The 18,773-nt window shown below is 57.8% G+C and carries 16 protein-coding genes; 7 read left to right on the forward strand and 9 right to left on the reverse strand.

Annotated elements, in window-relative coordinates:
- Nucleotides 1-9: 9 nt before the first annotated feature.
- Nucleotides 10-369 carry a DUF2304 domain-containing protein gene (locus E5334_RS07505; RefSeq protein WP_136012967.1) on the forward strand — a complete coding sequence of 120 codons (360 nt, stop codon included), beginning with the start codon at nucleotides 10-12 and terminating at the stop codon, nucleotides 367-369.
- Nucleotides 370-423: 54 nt separating this feature from the next.
- Here the strand turns inward: E5334_RS07505 and queD are convergent, their stop codons facing one another.
- Nucleotides 424-843 (reverse strand): 6-carboxytetrahydropterin synthase QueD, encoded by a 420-nt coding sequence (gene queD, locus E5334_RS07510; RefSeq protein ID WP_136012968.1) that lies wholly within the window; start codon nucleotides 841-843, stop codon nucleotides 424-426.
- A gap of 254 nt (nucleotides 844-1,097) precedes the next feature.
- Between queD and E5334_RS07515 the strand changes: the two genes are divergently transcribed.
- Nucleotides 1,098-2,729 (forward strand): DUF2142 domain-containing protein, encoded by a 1,632-nt coding sequence (locus E5334_RS07515; RefSeq protein WP_136012969.1) that lies wholly within the window; start codon nucleotides 1,098-1,100, stop codon nucleotides 2,727-2,729.
- Nucleotides 2,730-2,755: 26 nt separating this feature from the next.
- Here the strand turns inward: E5334_RS07515 and E5334_RS07520 are convergent, their stop codons facing one another.
- Nucleotides 2,756-4,642, reverse strand: coding sequence for an alpha/beta hydrolase family protein (locus E5334_RS07520; RefSeq protein ID WP_136012970.1), 1,887 nt, complete (start codon nucleotides 4,640-4,642; stop codon nucleotides 2,756-2,758).
- A 248-nt stretch (nucleotides 4,643-4,890) separates the two neighbouring features.
- On the opposite strand from E5334_RS07520, the gene E5334_RS07525 reads away from it, so the two are divergent.
- On the forward strand, nucleotides 4,891-5,649 hold the full coding sequence (locus tag E5334_RS07525) for a Fic family protein (RefSeq protein WP_167604347.1): 759 nt from the start codon (nucleotides 4,891-4,893) through the stop codon (nucleotides 5,647-5,649).
- A gap of 134 nt (nucleotides 5,650-5,783) precedes the next feature.
- On the opposite strand, the gene E5334_RS07530 is transcribed toward E5334_RS07525, so the two are convergent.
- From E5334_RS07530 to E5334_RS07540, 3 genes are read right to left on the reverse strand one after another with little or no spacing between them, the layout of a single operon-like run.
- Complete coding sequence (locus E5334_RS07530; protein ID WP_136012972.1) at nucleotides 5,784-6,719, reverse strand: DegV family protein; 936 nt, start codon at nucleotides 6,717-6,719, stop codon at nucleotides 5,784-5,786.
- A 45-nt stretch (nucleotides 6,720-6,764) separates the two neighbouring features.
- Nucleotides 6,765-10,295: an FtsX-like permease family protein gene (locus tag E5334_RS07535; RefSeq protein ID WP_136012973.1), complete on the reverse strand. Its 3,531-nt coding sequence runs from the start codon at nucleotides 10,293-10,295 to the stop codon at nucleotides 6,765-6,767.
- 3 nt (nucleotides 10,296-10,298) lie between these two features.
- Nucleotides 10,299-11,000: an ABC transporter ATP-binding protein gene (locus tag E5334_RS07540; protein ID WP_136012974.1), complete on the reverse strand. Its 702-nt coding sequence runs from the start codon at nucleotides 10,998-11,000 to the stop codon at nucleotides 10,299-10,301.
- A gap of 120 nt (nucleotides 11,001-11,120) precedes the next feature.
- Between E5334_RS07540 and E5334_RS07545 the strand changes: the two genes are divergently transcribed.
- Nucleotides 11,121-11,444 (forward strand): acylphosphatase, encoded by a 324-nt coding sequence (locus E5334_RS07545; RefSeq protein WP_167604348.1) that lies wholly within the window; start codon nucleotides 11,121-11,123, stop codon nucleotides 11,442-11,444.
- Nucleotides 11,445-11,483: 39 nt separating this feature from the next.
- On the opposite strand, the gene E5334_RS07550 is transcribed toward E5334_RS07545, so the two are convergent.
- The 3 genes from E5334_RS07550 to E5334_RS07560 form a co-directional block, all read right to left on the reverse strand.
- Entirely contained in the window at nucleotides 11,484-12,269 is a 786-nt protein-coding gene (locus E5334_RS07550) for a hypothetical protein (RefSeq protein ID WP_136012976.1), read from the reverse strand.
- Nucleotides 12,270-12,504: 235 nt separating this feature from the next.
- Nucleotides 12,505-13,530: an amidohydrolase family protein gene (locus E5334_RS07555; RefSeq protein WP_136012977.1), complete on the reverse strand. Its 1,026-nt coding sequence runs from the start codon at nucleotides 13,528-13,530 to the stop codon at nucleotides 12,505-12,507.
- A 205-nt stretch (nucleotides 13,531-13,735) separates the two neighbouring features.
- Nucleotides 13,736-14,203, reverse strand: coding sequence for a flavodoxin domain-containing protein (locus E5334_RS07560; RefSeq protein ID WP_136012978.1), 468 nt, complete (start codon nucleotides 14,201-14,203; stop codon nucleotides 13,736-13,738).
- Between the two features lie 635 nt (nucleotides 14,204-14,838).
- Between E5334_RS07560 and E5334_RS07565 the strand changes: the two genes are divergently transcribed.
- Both E5334_RS07565 and E5334_RS07570 read left to right on the forward strand, forming a co-directional pair.
- A complete protein-coding gene (locus E5334_RS07565; protein WP_136012979.1) occupies nucleotides 14,839-16,104 on the forward strand; it encodes an ammonium transporter in 1,266 nt (421 codons plus the stop codon).
- A 91-nt stretch (nucleotides 16,105-16,195) separates the two neighbouring features.
- A complete protein-coding gene (locus E5334_RS07570; protein WP_136012980.1) occupies nucleotides 16,196-16,543 on the forward strand; it encodes a P-II family nitrogen regulator in 348 nt (115 codons plus the stop codon).
- 111 nt (nucleotides 16,544-16,654) lie between these two features.
- Here the strand turns inward: E5334_RS07570 and E5334_RS07575 are convergent, their stop codons facing one another.
- Nucleotides 16,655-17,482, reverse strand: a complete 828-nt coding sequence (locus E5334_RS07575; RefSeq protein WP_275438984.1) for an SDR family NAD(P)-dependent oxidoreductase — start codon at nucleotides 17,480-17,482, stop codon at nucleotides 16,655-16,657.
- Between the two features lie 192 nt (nucleotides 17,483-17,674).
- Between E5334_RS07575 and E5334_RS07580 the strand changes: the two genes are divergently transcribed.
- Nucleotides 17,675-18,679: a nucleoside hydrolase gene (locus E5334_RS07580; RefSeq protein ID WP_136012981.1), complete on the forward strand. Its 1,005-nt coding sequence runs from the start codon at nucleotides 17,675-17,677 to the stop codon at nucleotides 18,677-18,679.
- The last annotated feature ends 94 nt before the right edge of the window (nucleotides 18,680-18,773 follow it).

The following is an 18,773-nucleotide window of genomic DNA, read 5'->3' on the forward strand; positions in this document are numbered from 1 at the left end:
GAGTCATCCGTGGAAATCCCTCTGCGCCTCGTCTGTTTTCTAGGAGCCGCCATCACTTTTCTGATGATCTGCCGCTCCATTCGCAAGCAGCGTATCCAAATTGAAGACTCGCTCTTTTGGGTGTGCTTCGTGGCCCTGCTGGTGCTCATCGCCATCTTCCCTCAGCCCATCTATTGGCTAAGCGACCTCTTGGGCTTTGTCTCGCCCTCAAACCTCATCCTGGTAGGCGTCATCGCCATCATGCTTTTGCGCCAATATCGCGACTCTGCCAAGATCTCCCAGCTCAAATACCGCTTGGACCAGCTGGCCCAAGAAGTGGCGCTGGACGACAACCGCGAAGAGGCCCAAGAGAGGCAGGAGCGCCGCTAACACGCCGCGACGCCCCCTCCTACATCTTGGGTATTGAATCGCCCCTCGACCCTCCTAGCGCCGGAAAAACGCGCGGTTGGCCGGCGTTTCATCTACTTCTACCTGGACCACCGGCAATCCTTTGGCCTCCAGGCGGCAGAAGATCTCATGGGCCAGATTCTCTGCCGTAGTGCGGAAAGGCAGCACCTCCAGGGCGAAACCTTCTGACTCCAACGCCTGGACGGTGGTGGGCTTGAGCGTGCCCTGCTCTACCAGCAGCCTATGGTCGAACTCATCGCACACCGCAGCTACACTTCGCTTGAAGCGGCCGAAGTCCGCCACCATGGATCGCTCTGTGCCCTCTTGACCCAGCTCTTGAGACTCCACCGTCACCTCCACCCGCCATCTGTGGCCATGGAGGTTTTCACATTTGCCGTGATAGTCTGCCAAAAAGTGAGCGGCATCAAAGTGTCCCTCAGCAATAAGCCCGTACATGAGCGTCCTCTTTTCATCTCAGGTGCTCGCAGCCAAGCGCCTCTGGTGTCATTTAAGTGCGCAGCGACTCTTAGACCCATTTTGACCCAGGATGCTGATACCTTGAAATCAGGGATGCCAAAGGGGTCAAAGGCCACTTTAGGCTACAGAATACCCGCCTTTACCATTCAAGCAATCCAGCACCGTCTCCTTAGGGCCTTAAGGACGTCACCTGCTCCAGAGCCCGCATCTCATTTGGCACGAAGAGAGTTTTCATGTCCGTCGCTTCTATAAAAACTATTACCGAGAACCACCCCCGCCTCTGGCTGGGCTCCCTCCTGGGGCTCATAGCCCTGGTGACATGGGTCGCCTGCGCCCTTTTGGGCTGTCCTTGGCGCTTGGCCCTTTTCTGGGCGCTCTTCGCACCCAGCATAGGGCTTTGGGTTCTCAAGGGTCGCCAGTTGGCTGGCCGTCCTATCGCCTGCTTTGTGGCCATCGCCGCTCCTTTGGGCCTCCTATATTGTTGCTTCATGCCTGCCATCGTCTCTGTGAGCTGGGATGGGTACGCCCATTACCGCAGCGCGGCAGCCATTGCTGCAGGCCAAGAGAGGCTCTTATCGGTAGGAGAACTCACCAACTTCGACCCTGACGGCATCTACAACGTGGGGCCTTTTCCTTGGGGTACCAGCGAGGATGACTGGTCGGCCAACTGGTCCACTATCCAGCAGGATGGCAATTTGGATAGAGCGCAAGCCTATATGGATCGCTGGGACCAGGTGACCTTTCCTCAAGAGGAGTCTCCCGAGACCTCGCTGCAGCCCACTCGGCTCCCCAATGCGCTGGGGCTGGCTTTAGCCCAGGCGTGCGGGGCGCCCCTCTCGGTGCAGCTGTTCTGCGGGCGTCTCACCAACATGATTGCCTATATCGCGCTCATGGCACTGGCCATGAGCCGGCTGGTCTCTGGAAGGCGCATCCTTTTGGTCTTTGGCCTCACCCCTACCCTGCTCTTCATGGCTGCCAATTACTCCTACGACCCCTGCGCTATCGCCCTGCTCTCTCTAGCCGGCGCCAGTTTTGCCAAAGAGCTGCAGACCCCCCATGAGCCCTTGAGCCTGGGTAGGGCTGCCTGGATCTTGGCGCCTTGGGTCATCGGCACCTACACCAAAGCGGTTTTTTTGCCTGCAGCCCTTCTCTTCCTATTCATGCCGCGCTGCAAATTCAAGCGCCCGCGGGATCGAGTCCTCTGGATTGGAGCGGCCACGCTCTGCGTAGTGGGGCTACTGGCAAGCTTTGTGGTGCCCTATCTCTTTGACAATGCCTCCATCGCCCCTGACACCCGTGGCGGCTCTACCAGCATCGACAGCCTAGGGCAGCTCCGCTTCATCCTGGAGCATCTCTGGGCCTACCCTCTCATCCTTTTGGCCTCTTTCATCAATGTATTCACGCCCTTCCAGCTCTTCGCCAACCTCTTCATCAACTTCTGCTACTTGCCCATCCCCTCTGGATGGCCGCTTTTCTCGGCAGCATTCATAGGCTGTTTGGCTTGGTCCGTGGTGGCAGACCGCACCCAAGCAGATGACTTCGGTGCTCAGCCCCGCTATCGCTGGAGCCTTTTTATCGGCATCTTCTTGGGCTTTTGCCTCATGGCCACCGCCCTCTACCTCAACTACACCAATCTGGGGGCACCCTTGGTGCTGGGGCTCCAGGTGCGCTACCTGCTCTTTGAGATGGGGCCGTTCCTGCTCATCTGCCTCAACTTCGGCAGCGGCCCAGCTACGCACCTCGCCCAAAAAGCGCGCTCCTGGGCAGGCGCCAGGGCAGCTGCAGCCGCCCCCTTGGCCTTGAGCGGGATTATGGCGGCGCTCAGCTGGGCAATCTTTATAAGCGGCTTTGTGATGCGCCTCTAGCTTGCCGTCCTAGGGCGAGTGGGACGCTATTGGGTGCGCTCGGACTCATCCACCTGAGGGATGCGCTCCTTGATCCAGTTCACCAGGTTTTCTGGAGCAGCGCCGGTTACTTCGCATAGGTCGTGGCCGCCGCCCCATACGCAAGTGAGGTCTACTTGCTGGGCAGCCCCAGTGGAGCGCAAGCACCAGGCCAAATTGATACCCGAGGTAAAGGGCACCACCGACTGCGCGAGACCCACCTGGATACGCCACTGAGGAGCCACTTTCGCGCTGCCGAGAAGATCGGTCTCCCCTACCAGATAGTTAAAGGCGTTGGCCATCTGCCCCCGGCGCTCGACAGTGGCGCCCTGGGCGTTTTTCTCAAGAAGCTCGACGCCCCAATCGCCCGGATAGGTGTTCTGCCAGCCAGAAAGTGTGGCATAGGTGCTCTGGTTGTGGTTGAGCAGCTCGTAGATATCCCTGCTAAAGTGCAGCGTCGCATGGGTCCCGGTCCCGAAGAGCTGGTTCTCGTCGGTTTTGCATTCAATGCCATCGAAGGCAGTGCAAGGCAGACTGGCAGGGGCGCAGGCTTGGATGAAGCTGCGCAAATCGGCAATGCGCACCACCATATCTGAGGGGTTGTAGGAGAGCCATTGGCTGGTGCTGTTGAGGGTGGCCAAGTAGGCTGCCACAGAAGGCACCGAGATAGCCGGGGCAGACGACACTGCCTCGCCCGTAGCGCTTTGGGCCACGTTGGCAGCGATGGCTTGGCTGTCGGCGCCAGTAGCTTGGCCGCCTGGGAACCCCGCGCTGGTTTGGATAGAGGCTGAGAGCGTGGCAGGAAAAGACGCATGCTCGAAAAACTGCGTGGCTGCCCCCTCCAGCTGAGAGAGAAGCTCCTGGTAATAGCCGCCATCGCTCCAAAGACCGTCGCCAGTCTCTACCAGCGATAGCTCTCGAGCGTCCTCTCCAGAGCCTGAAGAGAGCCCCAGCGCGTTTACAAAGGGGCCGTAGGTGCCTGCCAGATCTTGAGAGAGCGCCGAGGTCCAAAGATCGGTGGCCCGACTCTCACTCTGAGAGAAGCGCCCATAGAGCCACTCATAGGCGCCATCTTGATGGGTAAGGTCTACCACCGGCGTCCACGCAAGTACGCCAGTAAGGGCATCTGAGACCGGGTTTCCCCGGCCATCCCAAAGGGCCGCGCCGTCCTCCTTAAGATAGAGGTCAAAACAAGGGGCATCGCCTGAAACGCCCATAAGCGACGCGATGCCTGCACCAGCCCCTAACCCCATGCCATAGATGGATTGGGCGCCTCCGGGCAGAGCGGCAGCGTTATAGCGAAGGAAGCGGACGGCTGCTTTGAGGTCGGTGATGTTCCAAGGCATGCCGCCGTCAAAGGACCCGTCGCCTTCCAGCTGGTTTTTGGACTCATAGCCTCCTGAGCGGCCGCGGCATCCCGCAAATACATAGATGCAGCCAGCGTCCAGATAGGTCTTGAGGCCCTCGTAGCTATAGGTGCTGGCTGCGATCTGCGGGCCAAAGTCGCCGCAGTTAATGGGCAAAAGAATGGGCGCAGAGGCCTGAGGGATCTCAGCCACCTGGCTGTCTTCTTTCACATGGCACTCATAGGTGGCGCCATGAGCCTTGCTCTCAAAATAGGCGCCAGGCACATAGATAGAGAGTTTTTGGTAAAGGCTTGCTACGGGATCAAGCACATAAGGCAATCCCAACTGATAGTAGACGTCGTGTTCCTCGTCGTAGTTCCACGCAGAGCCATCCAGTGCCAACTTATCAAAGGCATGCACGTCTACCTTGGGTTTTTTCTGATCAGCAGAGTCTTCCTCAGCGGGAGCAGGGTTCTGGGCGCACGACGCAAGGGTCAATCCTGCCAAGCCAGCCGCGCCACATAAAAAATTTCTCCGGGTGAGCGCCATGGACGATCATCCTTCCTTCTGCCACTGCCTGCCTCACGTGCCCTCTCTAAAAGAGCGTCCTTAGGTAAGTATGGGTCGCAAACCTCGCAGTTGAATAACTTCCTTAGAGCCGCCACGAGCTCACCACGGTTTCTCCAGACCCTCCCTCATCCTTTGTAAAGAAAGCACCCCGTTCCCCCATTTGCCGCCCTATCGCCCACCTGGTTTTGTCATCATAGATGTCAAAGCACCGTGTGAGGAGGTTGTCCATGGCTCGCAAGACTCCGGTTACCTACGACGACGTGTTGTCTTGGTGGTCCTCGCTCTCGCATCAAGAGCAAAACTACGAGCTGTCAGATTTCGCGCTGGAGTTTGCCTACCAATCGGCCAAGATCGAGCGTGCCGACATCACCTTTCAAGAAGCCAGCCAGGTCTTCGAGCATGCCAGCGTCACCAACTACACCGGCCCCGTGCGAAACCTCATCTCTATCGCCAACCAGCGGGTGGCCTTCTTCTGGATGCTGGACGCCCTTGCGTACTGCCGCCCCTTGGACGAATCGCTGGTGCTCTCGCTCCATCGCACGCTGACCTATGGCACCTACAGCCCCACTCAGCTTGCAGATGGCGAGCGTCCGGGCAAATATAAATTGAGCGACTATATCGTGCGCGAGACCCATGAGGTGGGCGCCTCCCCTGAAGACTGCCCTCTGCTCACCCGGGAGCTCTGCCGCGAAGTGTGCGCTCAGCTCCCCAATCTCACTCCCAAGCGCGCCCTCACCTGCGCCGCCTACTTCCACAACGCGCTGGTCTCCATCCACCCCTTCTCCGAGGGAACAGGCCGCGTGGCCCGCGACCTGGCCAACTTCATCCTGCTGGCCGGCGGCCATCCGCCAGTGTGCGTCTACGCCAGCGACCAAGCCGCCTTCTACGAGGCCCTGGAAGCCTTTGATTCCACCGGAGACTTGGCGCCTTTCAAGGCCTTCCTGCGCGAGGAGACCCTGCGCACCTGGGAAGACCGCGTGCGCTAGCATCCCAGAAGGCGCCTGTCAGCCCCCCCGAATCCTCAAGCTGCCGAGAAACACACCCTCCTACCTGGAACGCTTCCAAGCAGGAGGGTGCGTGGGTTTGAGTGCGCAAGAGCCTGGCGCATGCTCCGTTAAGGTTACTCGTGCTCCACCTGGCTGGCGATCTTATCGGGCACTGCCATGGTGCCGCGCTTGTCTGCGCCCCAGAAGCAGCAAGACATGAAGCCCGGGCCTACGTGGCAGCCGATGGTCGGGCCAGCAAAGCTCTCCAAGAAGAGAGTGTTCTCATCGGAGCGGGAGATCAGGTCTTCCAGACGGCGAACGTCGGCAGGGCAATCGGCATTGCCAATGGCGCACACCGGAGTGTTCTCCTCGTGGTTCTTGAGGTAGTTGTCGGCCAGGCGACGAATGCCCTTCTTGCGGCCGCGCGCCACGCCTACCAGCTCCAGCTTGCCGTCCAGCGCGATGGTGAGCATGGGCTTGATGTCGAGCTTGGTGCCCACAAAGGCAATGCCGGTGGGAATGCGGCCGCCACGGGCCAAAGCCTTGAGGTCATCCACCATAAAGAGGGTGTGGATGAAGTTGTGAGCCTCGGTCGCCCATTGAGCCAGGCCCTCCATCGAAAGGCCCTTGTTGCGCTGGCGCACCGCCTCGTACACCAGCAGGTTCAAAGGAGTGGATGCAAGCTTGGTGTCCACAATGGTGAGGGGGATGTCAGGATAGTCTTCCTTCACGCGCTCCAGCGCGGTACAAGCGCCCTCGTAGCAGCCGGAGATGCCGGAATCAAAGGCCAGGTAAATGGCGGGTTTGCCGCTCTTGGCCACCTGGCGGAAGCACTCCTCGAACTCCAACTGTGAAGGCTGGCTGGTCATGGGAGAGGCGCCGTGACGCATGGCGTCATAGAACTCATGGGCAGTCTTGGCGTTGAAGAGGTTGTCGGTGCCCGAGAGGCCGCCGTCCTCTTTGTCTGCCTCCGTATAGGTGAAGTGCAGGACGGTAAGGTCGTTTTGCTCGGCGAATTCTTTGGTGATCTCACAAGGAGAGTCAACGATGATGGAATAGGGGGCGTCCATAAGGTCCTCCGGGTGCAAAGGGGTCAATACATAGACATATAAATGTTACTCTACCGATTTGAGGCTTTCTACCATGTCGATGGAGGCAAGCTTGGGGAGCATGGCCAAAAGTACCAGTCCGCAGAAGCCCAGGGTGAGCCCAAAGGCCATGACAAAGCTCACAGCATGGATCTCGCGGCCAAACATTGCAGCGTCCACCTCGGCAGTCACGATGACGTAGGACTCAAACCACACGCCCATGACAAGGCCTACCAGCGCGCCGATGATCACGATGAGCACTATCTCGCGAAACACGTAGGCGTCCACTTCTTTTGGAGTAAATCCCAATACCTTAAGGCTGGCGATCTCGCGGACGCGCTCGGCGATATTGATGTTTGCCAGGTTGTAGAGCACCACAAAGGCCAGCAACGCCGCCGCCGCGATAAGCACGATCATCACCGAATCCACCGATTTGAGCATGGAGCGGTAACTGGCGATGGTCTCGTCGTTGAGCGTCACGGTGTCCACGCCGCCCATGGCCTCCACGGCCTCGATGATCTCTTGGCGCTCAGAGCCGCTCTCGGGCACCAGCCCATAGACGGTGTGGGCTTCCGGCAGAGGGCCAAAGGCTTTCTCATAGGCCCCTTTGCCTAGGTAGACCACCGAGCCCAGATAGGTCTCGCAGACTCCGGTCACCGTAATCTTGTGGGGGCTTCCGGTGCGGTTGCCCACGGCGTCTTCCTGGTAGAGCTCGAGGGTATCCCCAGGGGCGACGCCTAGCGAGGCGGCGAGTTTCTCGGTCACGATACAGGCATCGTCAGCAAGCTCGCAGGGCTCTTTGGTGACACGGTTTCTCAAGGTCATCACCGAGCTAAACCCCAAGGCATCCTCGGGCACCGTCAGCGTGGCCGTATGGTTTTTGCCGTCGCTGGCGGCGCTGTCTGCCATGACGTTTTCTGTATAGGCGCTCTGGGTGGCTGCTGCGTTGGTATGGCTTGCCAGGTAGGTCACCACGGCCTCATGCTCCTCAGGCGTCGCGTCCTCGGCGAGGCCCACCGTAAGGTTGTAGTGCATGATCTCGCCAAATTGCTTATCGATGATGTCGTTGATAGAGTCACGCACCCCAAAGCCTGTGAGCAGCAGCATGGTGCAGCCGGCGATGCCCACCACCGTCATGAAGAAGCGGCGCTTATAGCGAAAGATATTGCGGAAGGTGACCTTCCAAGAGAATGACAGGCGATTCCAAAGGGGCTTGACGCGCTCCAGCAAGATGCGTTTTCCAGCCTTGGGGGCACGAGGCTGCATGAGCGAGGCCGGGCTTTCTCGCAAGCTGGAAAGGCAGGCGAACAAGGTGGCGCCCAAAGTCACCGCGATGCCGAGAAACGCCGCCGCCAGCGCTTGAGGCGCCTCGATGGGCAGCGGCCACGGCCGAGCAGGGACCGCATAGATGATGCCATAGGCATCAAAGATCACGCCGGGTAAGAGCTGGGACATGGTAAGAATGCCCAAAAGCGCACCGACCACCGAGGCCAGCCCTGCATAGATGAGGTACTTGGTACAGATGGCGCCCACCGAATATCCCAGCGCCTTATAGGTGCCAATGAGTCCTCGTTCGTCATCCACCATGCGCGTCATAGTGGTGAGCGATACTAGAGCTGCCACCAAAAAGAAGAAGAACGGAAAGGCAGTGGCGATGGCGTCGATACGCTGGGAATCGGACTTATAGGATTCCGCGCCATAGTTGCGCGTGCGGTCCAACAGATAGATGTCAGGACGGGCGATATCGTCTATCTCTGCCTGGCCATCGGCAAGTTTGGCCTCGGCCTCTGCAAACTCTTGCTGGGCCTTTGCCTCGTTTTCCTTATACTCGGCCAGGCCGCTCTCGTAGTCTTTTCTGCCTTGCTCAAGCCTCACGGCCGCCTCGTCCAGCGACTGCTGCCCCTCTTGAATCTGCCGCTCGCCATCATCCAGCTGGGCCTTGGTGGACGCCAACTGCTCTTTGGCTGCTGCAATCTGCGCCGTGCCCTCCTCTAGCTGCGTTCTGTGGGCATCCAGCTGGGAGCGGCCGGCCTCTAGCCGACGCGCCCCCTCATCGAGCTGGCCCTCCTGGGCTTTGAGGGCAGCCAACCCCTCTTCATAGCGCGCCACACCGTCTTTGGCCTGTTGAATGGCGCTCTCGTTGTCCAGCAGCGTGTTTGCCTGAGCTTCCAAAGCCTTAAGGCCTGCGAGCGTCTCTTGGGAGATAGGTTGGCCAGCAGCAGCTGCGGCTTCCAGCTGGCCGATAAGGACTGCCGCCTCTTGCTGGATCTCTGCCACCGTAGCGCCCTTAAACCCCTGGGCTTGTGCAGCAGACACCAGTGCTTGGCATCCCTGCTCATAGGCAGAGATCTGCTGCTTGGCTTCATCGATGGCAGAGGCCTGGGCTTCCAACTGCGTTTGAGCCTCTCGCAGCTGTCGCCCGGCCTCTTGGAGAGTGGCGCTGTTGTCGTCTAAGGTGGCCTGCGCCTGCTCCAGCTCCACCCTCCCATTTTCTAGCTCGACTTCTTTGTCAGCCAGCTCAGCAGAGCCCTCTTCCCACTGAGCGCGGCCATCCACCAACTGCTGTCGTTTCTCGGCAAGGGTGGCGCGTCCCTCGTCCAAGGAGGCCTGGCCTGAATCCAGCTGGGCCTTGGCGTCTTCCAGCTGAGCCTTGGCGTCGTCAAGCTGGGCTTGGGCATCGGCGCGTTCCCGTTCGTAGGTGGTGCGATTGTCGTCCAAAGTCTTTTGGGCCTCATCGCGCACCTGGGCCAGACGACCGTTTGCGATACCAGCAAGGCGGCTGTCGATAGAGGCTGCCACCTCGTCAACCCGCTGCTGATAGGCATCGGTCCCCCAGAGGGCATCCTTGGCCCCAGAGACTTCGACCGAGACCTGGGTATAGGGAGTGTCGCTGTCAAAAGCAGAGGGCCCCACAAAGGCCACTTGTCCCAGCATGCCGCTGCCCAACGAGGTGGTAGAAAGCGTGGTCTCATTGGTGAAGGCAGCGCATTCCACCATTCCTACCACCTGGTACTCGCGTACTTTGAGCACGCCGTCGAGATCGGCGGGGCTATAGAGCACTTTGACTGTCTTGGGCATCGCCCCCGCAATGGCCTTCTTGTAGAGCACCACGCATTCGTTGTCGGCAGTGGGCCAGCGACCTTCCATAAGCATGAGGCGATCCAGGTACCCCCCGTTTTCACTTAGCACTGCAGGGCCATCTACCTGGGAATCCTTAGCGGCTTCCTCATTAAAAGACATGATGCGCACCGAGTGGGAGGTGCCGTCGATGTCCGCCATGACGTCCACTGTGCGCTGAGGCATGACCGCCTCGACCCCGGGGGTGACTGCGATCTCATCCACGGTCTGGTCGCTAAAACCCAACGTGGAGACCAGCTGGATATCGAACAAACGAGTGGCGTCGTAGAACGCATCGGCCGATTTGCGCATTCCCACACCGGTCATGCGCAGGCCAGCGAAAAAGCCGCAGCCCATGGCCACGATGATGACGATGGCAATGAAGCGGCCCAGCGACGCTTTGATGGTGCGCCCTATCTCTTTCCAGTAGATGGGGGGCATAGGCTACCACTCCACAGTGGCGGCATCGGCCGGATGAGGGTTGACCTCGATGGAGGCAGCTCGCCCTTCACGCACCGAGATCACGCGGTCTGCGATCTGTGTAAAGGCAAGGTTGTGGGTGACGATAGCCACCGTCTGCCCGGTTTGGTGGCAGGTATCTTGCAAAAGCTTGAGAATTGATTTGCCGGTGCGGTAATCCAGCGCGCCGGTTGGCTCATCGCACAACAGCAGCGCTGGATTCTTCGCGATGGCTCTGGCAATGGCCACGCGCTGTTGCTCGCCGCCAGAAAGCTGAGCAGGGAAATTGTTGAGCCTGTGAGCAAGCCCAACCTGTTCGAGCACTTCTGCTGCGGGCAGAGGGTTGGCGCAAATTTGACTGGCCAGCTCCACGTTCTCTAGAGCCGTAAGGTTTTGCACCAAATTGTAGAACTGGAAGACAAAGCCAATATCGTTTCGCCTATAGGCTGTGAGCTGTCTTTTGTCCATGGACGAAACGCATTTGTCACCCAAATAAATGGTGCCCGAGGTAGGACTGTCCATGCCGCCCAACATATTGAGCACCGTGGTTTTACCTGCGCCCGAAGGCCCTACAATAATGCAGAGTTCCCCCTGCTCAATAGAGAAGGTCATGCCGTCAACCGCTACCACAGACACGTCGCCCATGGCATAGACCTTACGCACATCTTGAAAGCTCACGAACGCCATAGCCCTCCCTCCTTCGCACGCTAATAATCCATTATAAAGATGAGCAGGGTCACAGAAGGATTTTATAGAGAACTCTTGCGCCCCTTCAAAAACCGCCCCTCTCCTTACCTGGAGGCTCTCATGGCCAATCCCGTCTCCCCCAATCCCCACATCCCGGATCAAGGGCTCCGTCGTTACGCAGTACGGTTTGGAGGGCGCTGCCAAGGCGTAGGCTTTCGCTTCACTTCTGCAGACATTGCGAATCATCTGCATCTTGCCGGCTGGGTGAAAAACGAGGACGACGGCTCAGTCTCTATGGAGCTTCAAGGATCTGCCGAGAATTGCCAACGTTTCTTTGCGCAACTTCAACGGGCCTATTCGCGTCTTCCCTGGAGCTTTACGGTGGAAGATATCGATCCTATCGACCCTATCCCTGAAGACAACGTCTTCCACATTAGGTATTAAGGAACCCAAAAGAAGCTTTGCCCAAAAGCTTGGTTCTCGCTAGGCAGCTTGCTCTTGAGCTTCCTGAGCGTCTTGGCGATTTTGGACCAAGATCCAGGTGACTGCCAGGGCTCCCACTACGTCCACCACCGCAGGAACGTAGTTGATGTGCACGTAGAGGGCCATGGGCACAAAGTAGCTCCAGCCCTCGAAGACCAGCAAAAAGATGGGGATCGAGGCAAAGAGCCAATAGTGACGAGTGCCCGAGAACCGAGCGATGCCCCACGCGACAATGGCCCCCAAAAGGCAGGCCATATAGGACACGACAATGGCAAGGATGCGGCTTTGGGTCCACCAAGTACCCTGAATAGCTGAGGACTTGCGACTCATAACCTCTGACATGGACTGGATGATGCGGTAGTTATTGCCGCTGTAGTTGGCAAAACGCACGATGTAGTAGATGGTGACCACCCCTGCCAAGAAGCAGCCGGTGCGTACCGCTGCCTGGCGGCCATTGGGGCTCAGGCTGGCGATGACCACTACCAAAATGGCCCAGATGCCCACGGAACCAGAGGGAAAGCTAAGATAAAGCGCAGTATGGTAGTTAAACCTGGGGTTGAGTTCCAAGATGGCCACGAGCGCCCCCACAACCAAACCTACAATGAGCGCCGCCAGCGCAGATCCACCCAGGTCGAGGGGGTAGTGCTTCTCGGTCACTGAAGCCTCATGGCGCGCAAACCCGTCAAAGCTATGATCTCGAGGGGTCTTGTTGGACGCATGTCCAACCTGCGCAGGGCGGACCTTGGCGCCTGCCAGAAGCGATCTGTGTGGCACATCCCAGCGCATGGCCCTGTCACCCACCCATCTAAGAAGGTCGAAGAAGCTTCTCTACGCCTTATAAATCCCCTGGAGAAGACGGGTTGAATACCAAAATTTAAGGACCCGGGTGCTTTACACGGTGCGGCTACTGAGTTGATTTCAACCTGCAAAAAAAGCTCCGACACCTCAAATGTCGAGGCGCCGGAGCCTAGAGATTCTCGAGGTTATATCTGCCTGCGCCCCAAGAGCAGGGAGCTGCAAGCTAGAGGATCATCTTGCCGCGGTTGATCACATGCTTGATGTGGTAGCTGGAGTCGACCAGGATGATGTTGGCCAGACGGCCATCCTCCAGAGAGCCCACCTTGCCCTCTTGCTTGGTGGCCAGGGCAGGAGTGAGGGAGGCGGCATTGATGGCCACGGGAGCGGGAACGCCCATCTCGATGGCACGCTTCATAGCGTCGAACAGGTTGCCGTCCTCAGATACCAGCACCACGCGATCCTGCAGCAAGGCGAAGTTGGCAACGATGTCCTTCTTGGAACCATTGTCCTCGCTGGCCACCAGCTCTACAAAGACGCCGTCGTTCTTGAAGGCGGCATCGATCACGCCGGGCTTCTTGTCATCCAGCTGGATACGCTCGGCCCAAGGGGCAGACACCAGGGTGGCGCCAGCCTTGATGGCCTTCTCGGCCTGGGCAAAGGTGGCATCGTTGTCGACAATGGCCACCACGGCGTCTTTGGAGGTCTCGCGCACATAGGTCTCGATACCCTCATGAGTAGCGTCCACATCGATGACCTTGATGAGACCCTGGGCGTCTTTTTGGAGGTCGCGGAAGGTATCCACGTCGTCGTAAGCCAGATCTTTCCAGGACTCCTCAGAAGGCTTGGCATCCTCGATATGAGCCAGCGGGTGTTCCAAGGAAATACCCAGGATAGTGGCGTTGTCATCCTTGCGGGCAGCTTCGTCGCCGTTCCAGTCCAAGATCGTCTTGGTAACCTTCTTGGCATGGGCGACAGGCAGGCTCACTGCAGGCATGTAGCCCAACACGCCATTGCCAGCCTCATAGCGGGAGACCTCGTCAACGCGATAGTTGCCTGCATCATCGTAGACAGTGTCTGCAGCCTGCTTCACACGGATGTCTACCAAGCCGGGCAGGGCGATGAAGTCGAAGGCGTCGACAATCTCGCCGTCAGCGGCGGCATCAGACTTGATATATTCGCCCTCGGTGACGATATCGGTCTCTTTGAACGTACCGTCGGGTTGAAACACTTTAGCGTTCTTGATGCGCATGAGTTGCTCCTTCAAATGTAAATACCTGCGAGGGCTCAGTAGACTGGGCCTCAAAATAACTCGCCCATTTACTACCCGACCACCTCCACTTTCAAGCAGCCGTCCGCTTATTGTGGCGGATAAACAAACCTCACAAACACCGGCACCCCTGCAAGCTGCAGGAATGCCGGCATCATTGGCTCTTTATGGTGGGGTTTTCTAGGGTTTAGGCGAGCGCCATCTGGGCTTCCTCGTAGGAGTCGAGCTCCTCGCTCTTGGCAAAGGACCCCAGCTTGGCACCCAGCGCCATGCAGCGCTCCACTTGGGCGCCCTGGGGGAAATTGTCGAGCTTGATGGCAGAAACCAGCTCTACGCCACGGTTCACCATGGACTCTTCCCACACATCTACGGCATCGCCGGCGTCCTCGTAGGAACCAAAGACGGCTACAGGAGCCTCGTGGAGGTGCTCTCCCAGCTCGTCTAGATAGGCGTCGAAGGAATAGGATTCCTCATCGCCCACCGTGGGGCAGCCAAAGGCCACCGCATTGAACGAAGCCATGCGGGAAGGCTTGAACTCTTCTGCAGTAAAAATGGTGACCAGCACGCCGGAGTCTGCAGCGCCACGAGCAATCATACGGCCGATGGTCTCAGTCTTCTCATTGCCATTCCAGTACACGATAGCGATGGAATTCATGGGTGAATCCTTTCAGTCGAGCCGGGTACGCAAGGCGCCTGGGATGCCACAGGCGAAGCGGACGCAACCTCTCCAAAGCATACGAAATGCGATTCCGCCAATGGGGCACCGGCTTTAGGTCGAGTGGGATTATGCACCAAGAGGGTCCCTCTTTAAACAGTCTGTTGTCTATTGTTCATAGTTCCTCAATAGGCCTTTAGCAAACCCCAAAACTATCCCCTAATTAGTATTTCACGTCTTTAAATGGAATTTAAGTTTCCCAAATTTACCTTAACTGCTTGACTTTGCATGAAGGTGACTCTATGGGTTTCGATTAATTGCAAGAACAAAAATATGCATTCTGAAGGAGTTTTCATGCATCTTAAGAAAGAATGAATTTACTTTTCTATATTTCGTAGCGCTTCAATAGTATCTACCTCGCGCTCTAAATTGTCCAAAAGGCCCCTCGTAGCTGGGTAAAGGCTTATTCCTGCAAATTAACTGAGTTTCTCTGGGATTTCACTCCCATAAAGGGGGAGTAAGCATCTATTCCATCTTTTGTTTCTGAAACCATGAGGCAACCAACTGAGGAGAAAGTGCCTCCTAACCAGCTGCGTATTTAAGGCTGCGCGGCTCGACTTCTAAAGGAGGCATCCATGATCGACACCGGAGACACTGCCTTTATCTTGGTGAGCGCGTTTCTCGTCTTCATCATGACTTTGGGCATTGCATTCTTTTATGGTGGCATGGTACGTCGCAAGAACGTAGGCAACACCATGCTCATGTGCACCACCGTAGCGGGCGTGGTGTCAATCATCTGGGTGGCTGTCGGCTACAGCCTGGTGTTTGGATCGGGCTTTGGCACCGGTGCAGGCGACAGCTTTTTGGCCCACCCCTTCTTGGGAGGCTTGGAGCGGGTCTTTCTCTCAGGAGTGACTGTAGATACCGTCTGGGGAACCATCCCCGAGTTTGTATGGGCTCTCTACCAGGGCATGTTCGCCCTTATCACCGTGGCCATCATCGTGGGTGGCATCGTCGAGCGCATGCGCTTCTCTCGATTCCTTGTCTTCATATGCCTTTGGGTCTTGATCGTCTATTGTCCCCTGGCCCACATGGTGTGGGGCGGCGGCTGGATTGCCGATGCCATTGGCGCCTACGACTTTGCTGGCGGCGACGTGGTCCACATCTCTTCTGGCGTCACCGCGCTGGTGCTCGCCCTTATGGTGGGCCCCCGCTTTGGCAACGGCAAGCTCTCCTACCAGCCACACAACATCCCCTTCATCTTGCTAGGCACCCTCTTCTTATGGCTGGGCTGGTTTGGCTTTAACGCCGGTTCTGCCGGAGCAGCCAACGGACAGGCCGGCCTCGCCTTTGCCACTACCAACACCGCCGCTGCCGCCGCCATGCTCTCCTGGATGGCCTGCGAGTATGCCAGCACCCGCAAGGTCACCCTCTTTGGTGCGTGCTCTGGTGCGGTGGCCGGCCTCGTAGCAGTCACTCCTGGCGCCGGTTACGTAGACATCTGGGCCGCCGTGCTCATGGGCGTCATCGTCTCTGTGGTGTGCTTCTTCGCCGTCTCTCGCCTCAAGCCGCGTCTGGGCTATGACGACGCTTTAGATGCCTTTGGCGTTCACGGCATTGGCGGCATGACGGGCACCATCCTCACAGGCATCTTTGCCAATCCTGCCTATGGTCCCTTCGCCGGCCTCATCTTTGGCGACCCCATGCAGGTAGTGCGCCAACTGCTCTCCGTGCTCTTTGTCATCGCGTGGGCCGGGGGCCTCTCCTTCCTGCTTGCCTGGTTCTTGAAGCGCCTGGGCGGCGACCTGCGCGTTGCCCATGAGGACGAAGAGATCGGCCTCGACGTCGCAGCGCACTCCGAGCCCTCCTACCCCGCCTACTCCGGCATGGACCTTCACTAGTAGGGATGGGCGTTTTTCTCGGCCATTCCTTACCGAGAAACCCCTGCCCTTCCTCTCCCGTTCAACCTTTACGCTAAGGAGTCTTTGAGCCATGCAAAAGATTGAAGCTGTTATTCGGCCCGAAGCCGTGTCTCGCACCCGCGACGCGCTGGTTGCGGCAGGCGCAGGCGGCATGACCATCCTCCAGGCCCAGGGCATGGGCCAGCAGCATGGATTTACCGAGTACTACCGCGGCACCGAGGTCTTGGTGCAAACTCAGCCTAAAGCCATCATCATCGTGGTGTGTGAGGATGAGCGAGCCGAAGACCTGTGCAAGACCATCGTCTCGGCAGCGAAGACCGACGATGAGGGCCAGGTGGGCGACGGCAAGATCTTTGTAACGCCCGTGAGCCACGTGTGGCGTATCCGCACTGGGGATACGGACGAGGCCGCGCTCTAACGACCCCTACAAGCTTTTTTGGGCCGAATCTCGGCAGGCGAGCAGCAAAAGAGCCGACTCCCCACAAAGGAGGTCGGCTCTTCTCGGCAGCTTATGCACGGGATCGAAACTTTAGGGGCGCTGACCCATTCCACCCTCAAGTACAAGGGTCTCACCCGTCATGAACTTGAAGTCCGGGCTTGCAAGCTGAACTACTACACGACCAATCTCGGTCTCAACGTTGCCATAGTGGCCCATGGGAGGCATGTGAACATTGGCCTCGAAGGCGTCGGGATAGGCAGTTTGGAAGTCCTCCAGAGCCTTGGTCCAAGCCAGAGGGCATACCACGTTGACGTTCACGCCATCGGGACCCCACTCAGTAGCGGCCACACGGCTCATGCCGCGGATGCCTTCCTTAGCAGCGGCATAGGCCACCTGGCCATAGTTGCCAAAGAGACCGGCACCAGAAGCGAAGTTGATGACAGAGCCCTTGGACTCCTTGAGGTAGGGGTAGCAGGCCTGCATGTAATAGAAGGTGGCATAAAGGCCAGAATAGATAGCCAGGTCAAACTGATCGGGCGTGTGATCTGCCAGTGTCACGCCCGATGCCGAAGCCTGCGCATTGTTTACCAGCACGTCGATGCCGCCAAACTCGGCAACTGTTTGATCGACCACATTTTGCACGGTGGCTTTATTGTCTTTACCAGCTTCTACGTCAGCCTGAACCCAAAGGACACGCACTCCAAAGTCGGCCTCGAGGCGCTTCTTGGCCTCCTCCAGCTTGGCAGTGTTGCGGCCGGTAACCACAAGGTTCGCACCTTCTTTTGCAAAGGCAGTGGCGATGCCGTAACCAATGGAGCCCGCCGAGCCATCGCGCAGCCCTGCAAAACCGCCGCCAGTGATGATCACCGTCTTACCGTCAAACATACCCATGGCCAATCCTCTCTTCTTACACAGCATGGCTGCTTCCTCTTCCCAGAGGGCAGTACTGCCTGAACAGAACTTAAAATCTGAAACGCCATTATGGACTCTCCTTAAGATTCAGGCAACTCTAGTCCCTTAGAATAAAGTCATCGAGTTCCTCGCGACATTTCTATTCTTGTGGCATATCTGCAGGTAGGCGACTTTCAGCTGCCATTTCCAGGAGGGTCCATGACCACTAAAGTTCTTTTGGATTTAGACACCGGCATCGACGACGCCCTTGCCATTTGCTATGTCCTTGGCTCTCCTGACCTAGAGCTTATAGGCATCACCGCTACTTTTGGCAACGTCTCCCAGGCCCAAAGCGTATCCAATGCGCTCTCAATTTTGCATCTTTTGGGTCGCGATGACATCCCTGTCTATCCCGGAGCGTCCCACCCGCTTGTCTGGAGCAAGTCCTCCCCCTTCGAGCCCTCATCTGCCGTCAAAGCCATCCATGGGCTCTTTGGCCTGGGCAAACTTATGCTTCCCCCTTCACCTCGACGCGCCGATAAACTCATCGCCCCAAAAGCCATCAACCACCTTTGCCGAAGTTATGGCCGCAGCCTTGCGATCGTAGCCACAGGCCCTCTCACCAATATTGCACTTGCTCTCGACCAAGATCCTGAGGCCTTATCCCATGCCGGGGCCATTTCATGTATGGGCGGAGCTTTCCTGGTACCTGGGAATGTCACCTCCCATGCTGAATCCAATATCAACAATGACCCAGAGGCGGCCTCTCAGGTATTTTCTGGTTCTTGGATTGCTGCCTGGACCCATTGTCACGCAGGCAATCAAATCCCCAAGGTGGTCGGTCTGGACGTCACCATGAAGACAACCCTTACGCGCCGACATACCTCCTGCTGGAGCCAGCTCAACGAAACCGGGCAGCTTTTGGCTTCCATGGCAGATTTTTATATCCACGCCTATCAGCGCAATAACCCCACGATGGGTGGCTGCGCTCTTCACGATCCTCTGGCAGCGGCCATCATCGATCATCCTCAGCTCGTCGATGGGCCCATTGCACCCATATCCGTGATCCTCAATGGCTCCCAACGCGCCCGGACCCTCATTGGAGAGACCACGCCTGCCTCTCTTGCCGATAAAAGCTTTCAAGTTGCACTGGAAGTGGATTCTCAAAAAGCATCACAAACTATTATTGGTGCTATTAATAACTGCATCATGCAATGCGACTAAACTCTCAAACCTTCCCCCAAACGCAAAAAGCCCCGTTGCCACTGGAGTGGCAACGGGGCTTTGAAGTGACGCCTAGGGCGGGTCGGCGACGTCC

The organism is Muricaecibacterium torontonense, assembly GCF_004793925.1.
Lineage (GTDB): Bacteria > Actinomycetota > Coriobacteriia > Coriobacteriales > Atopobiaceae > Leptogranulimonas > Leptogranulimonas caecicola.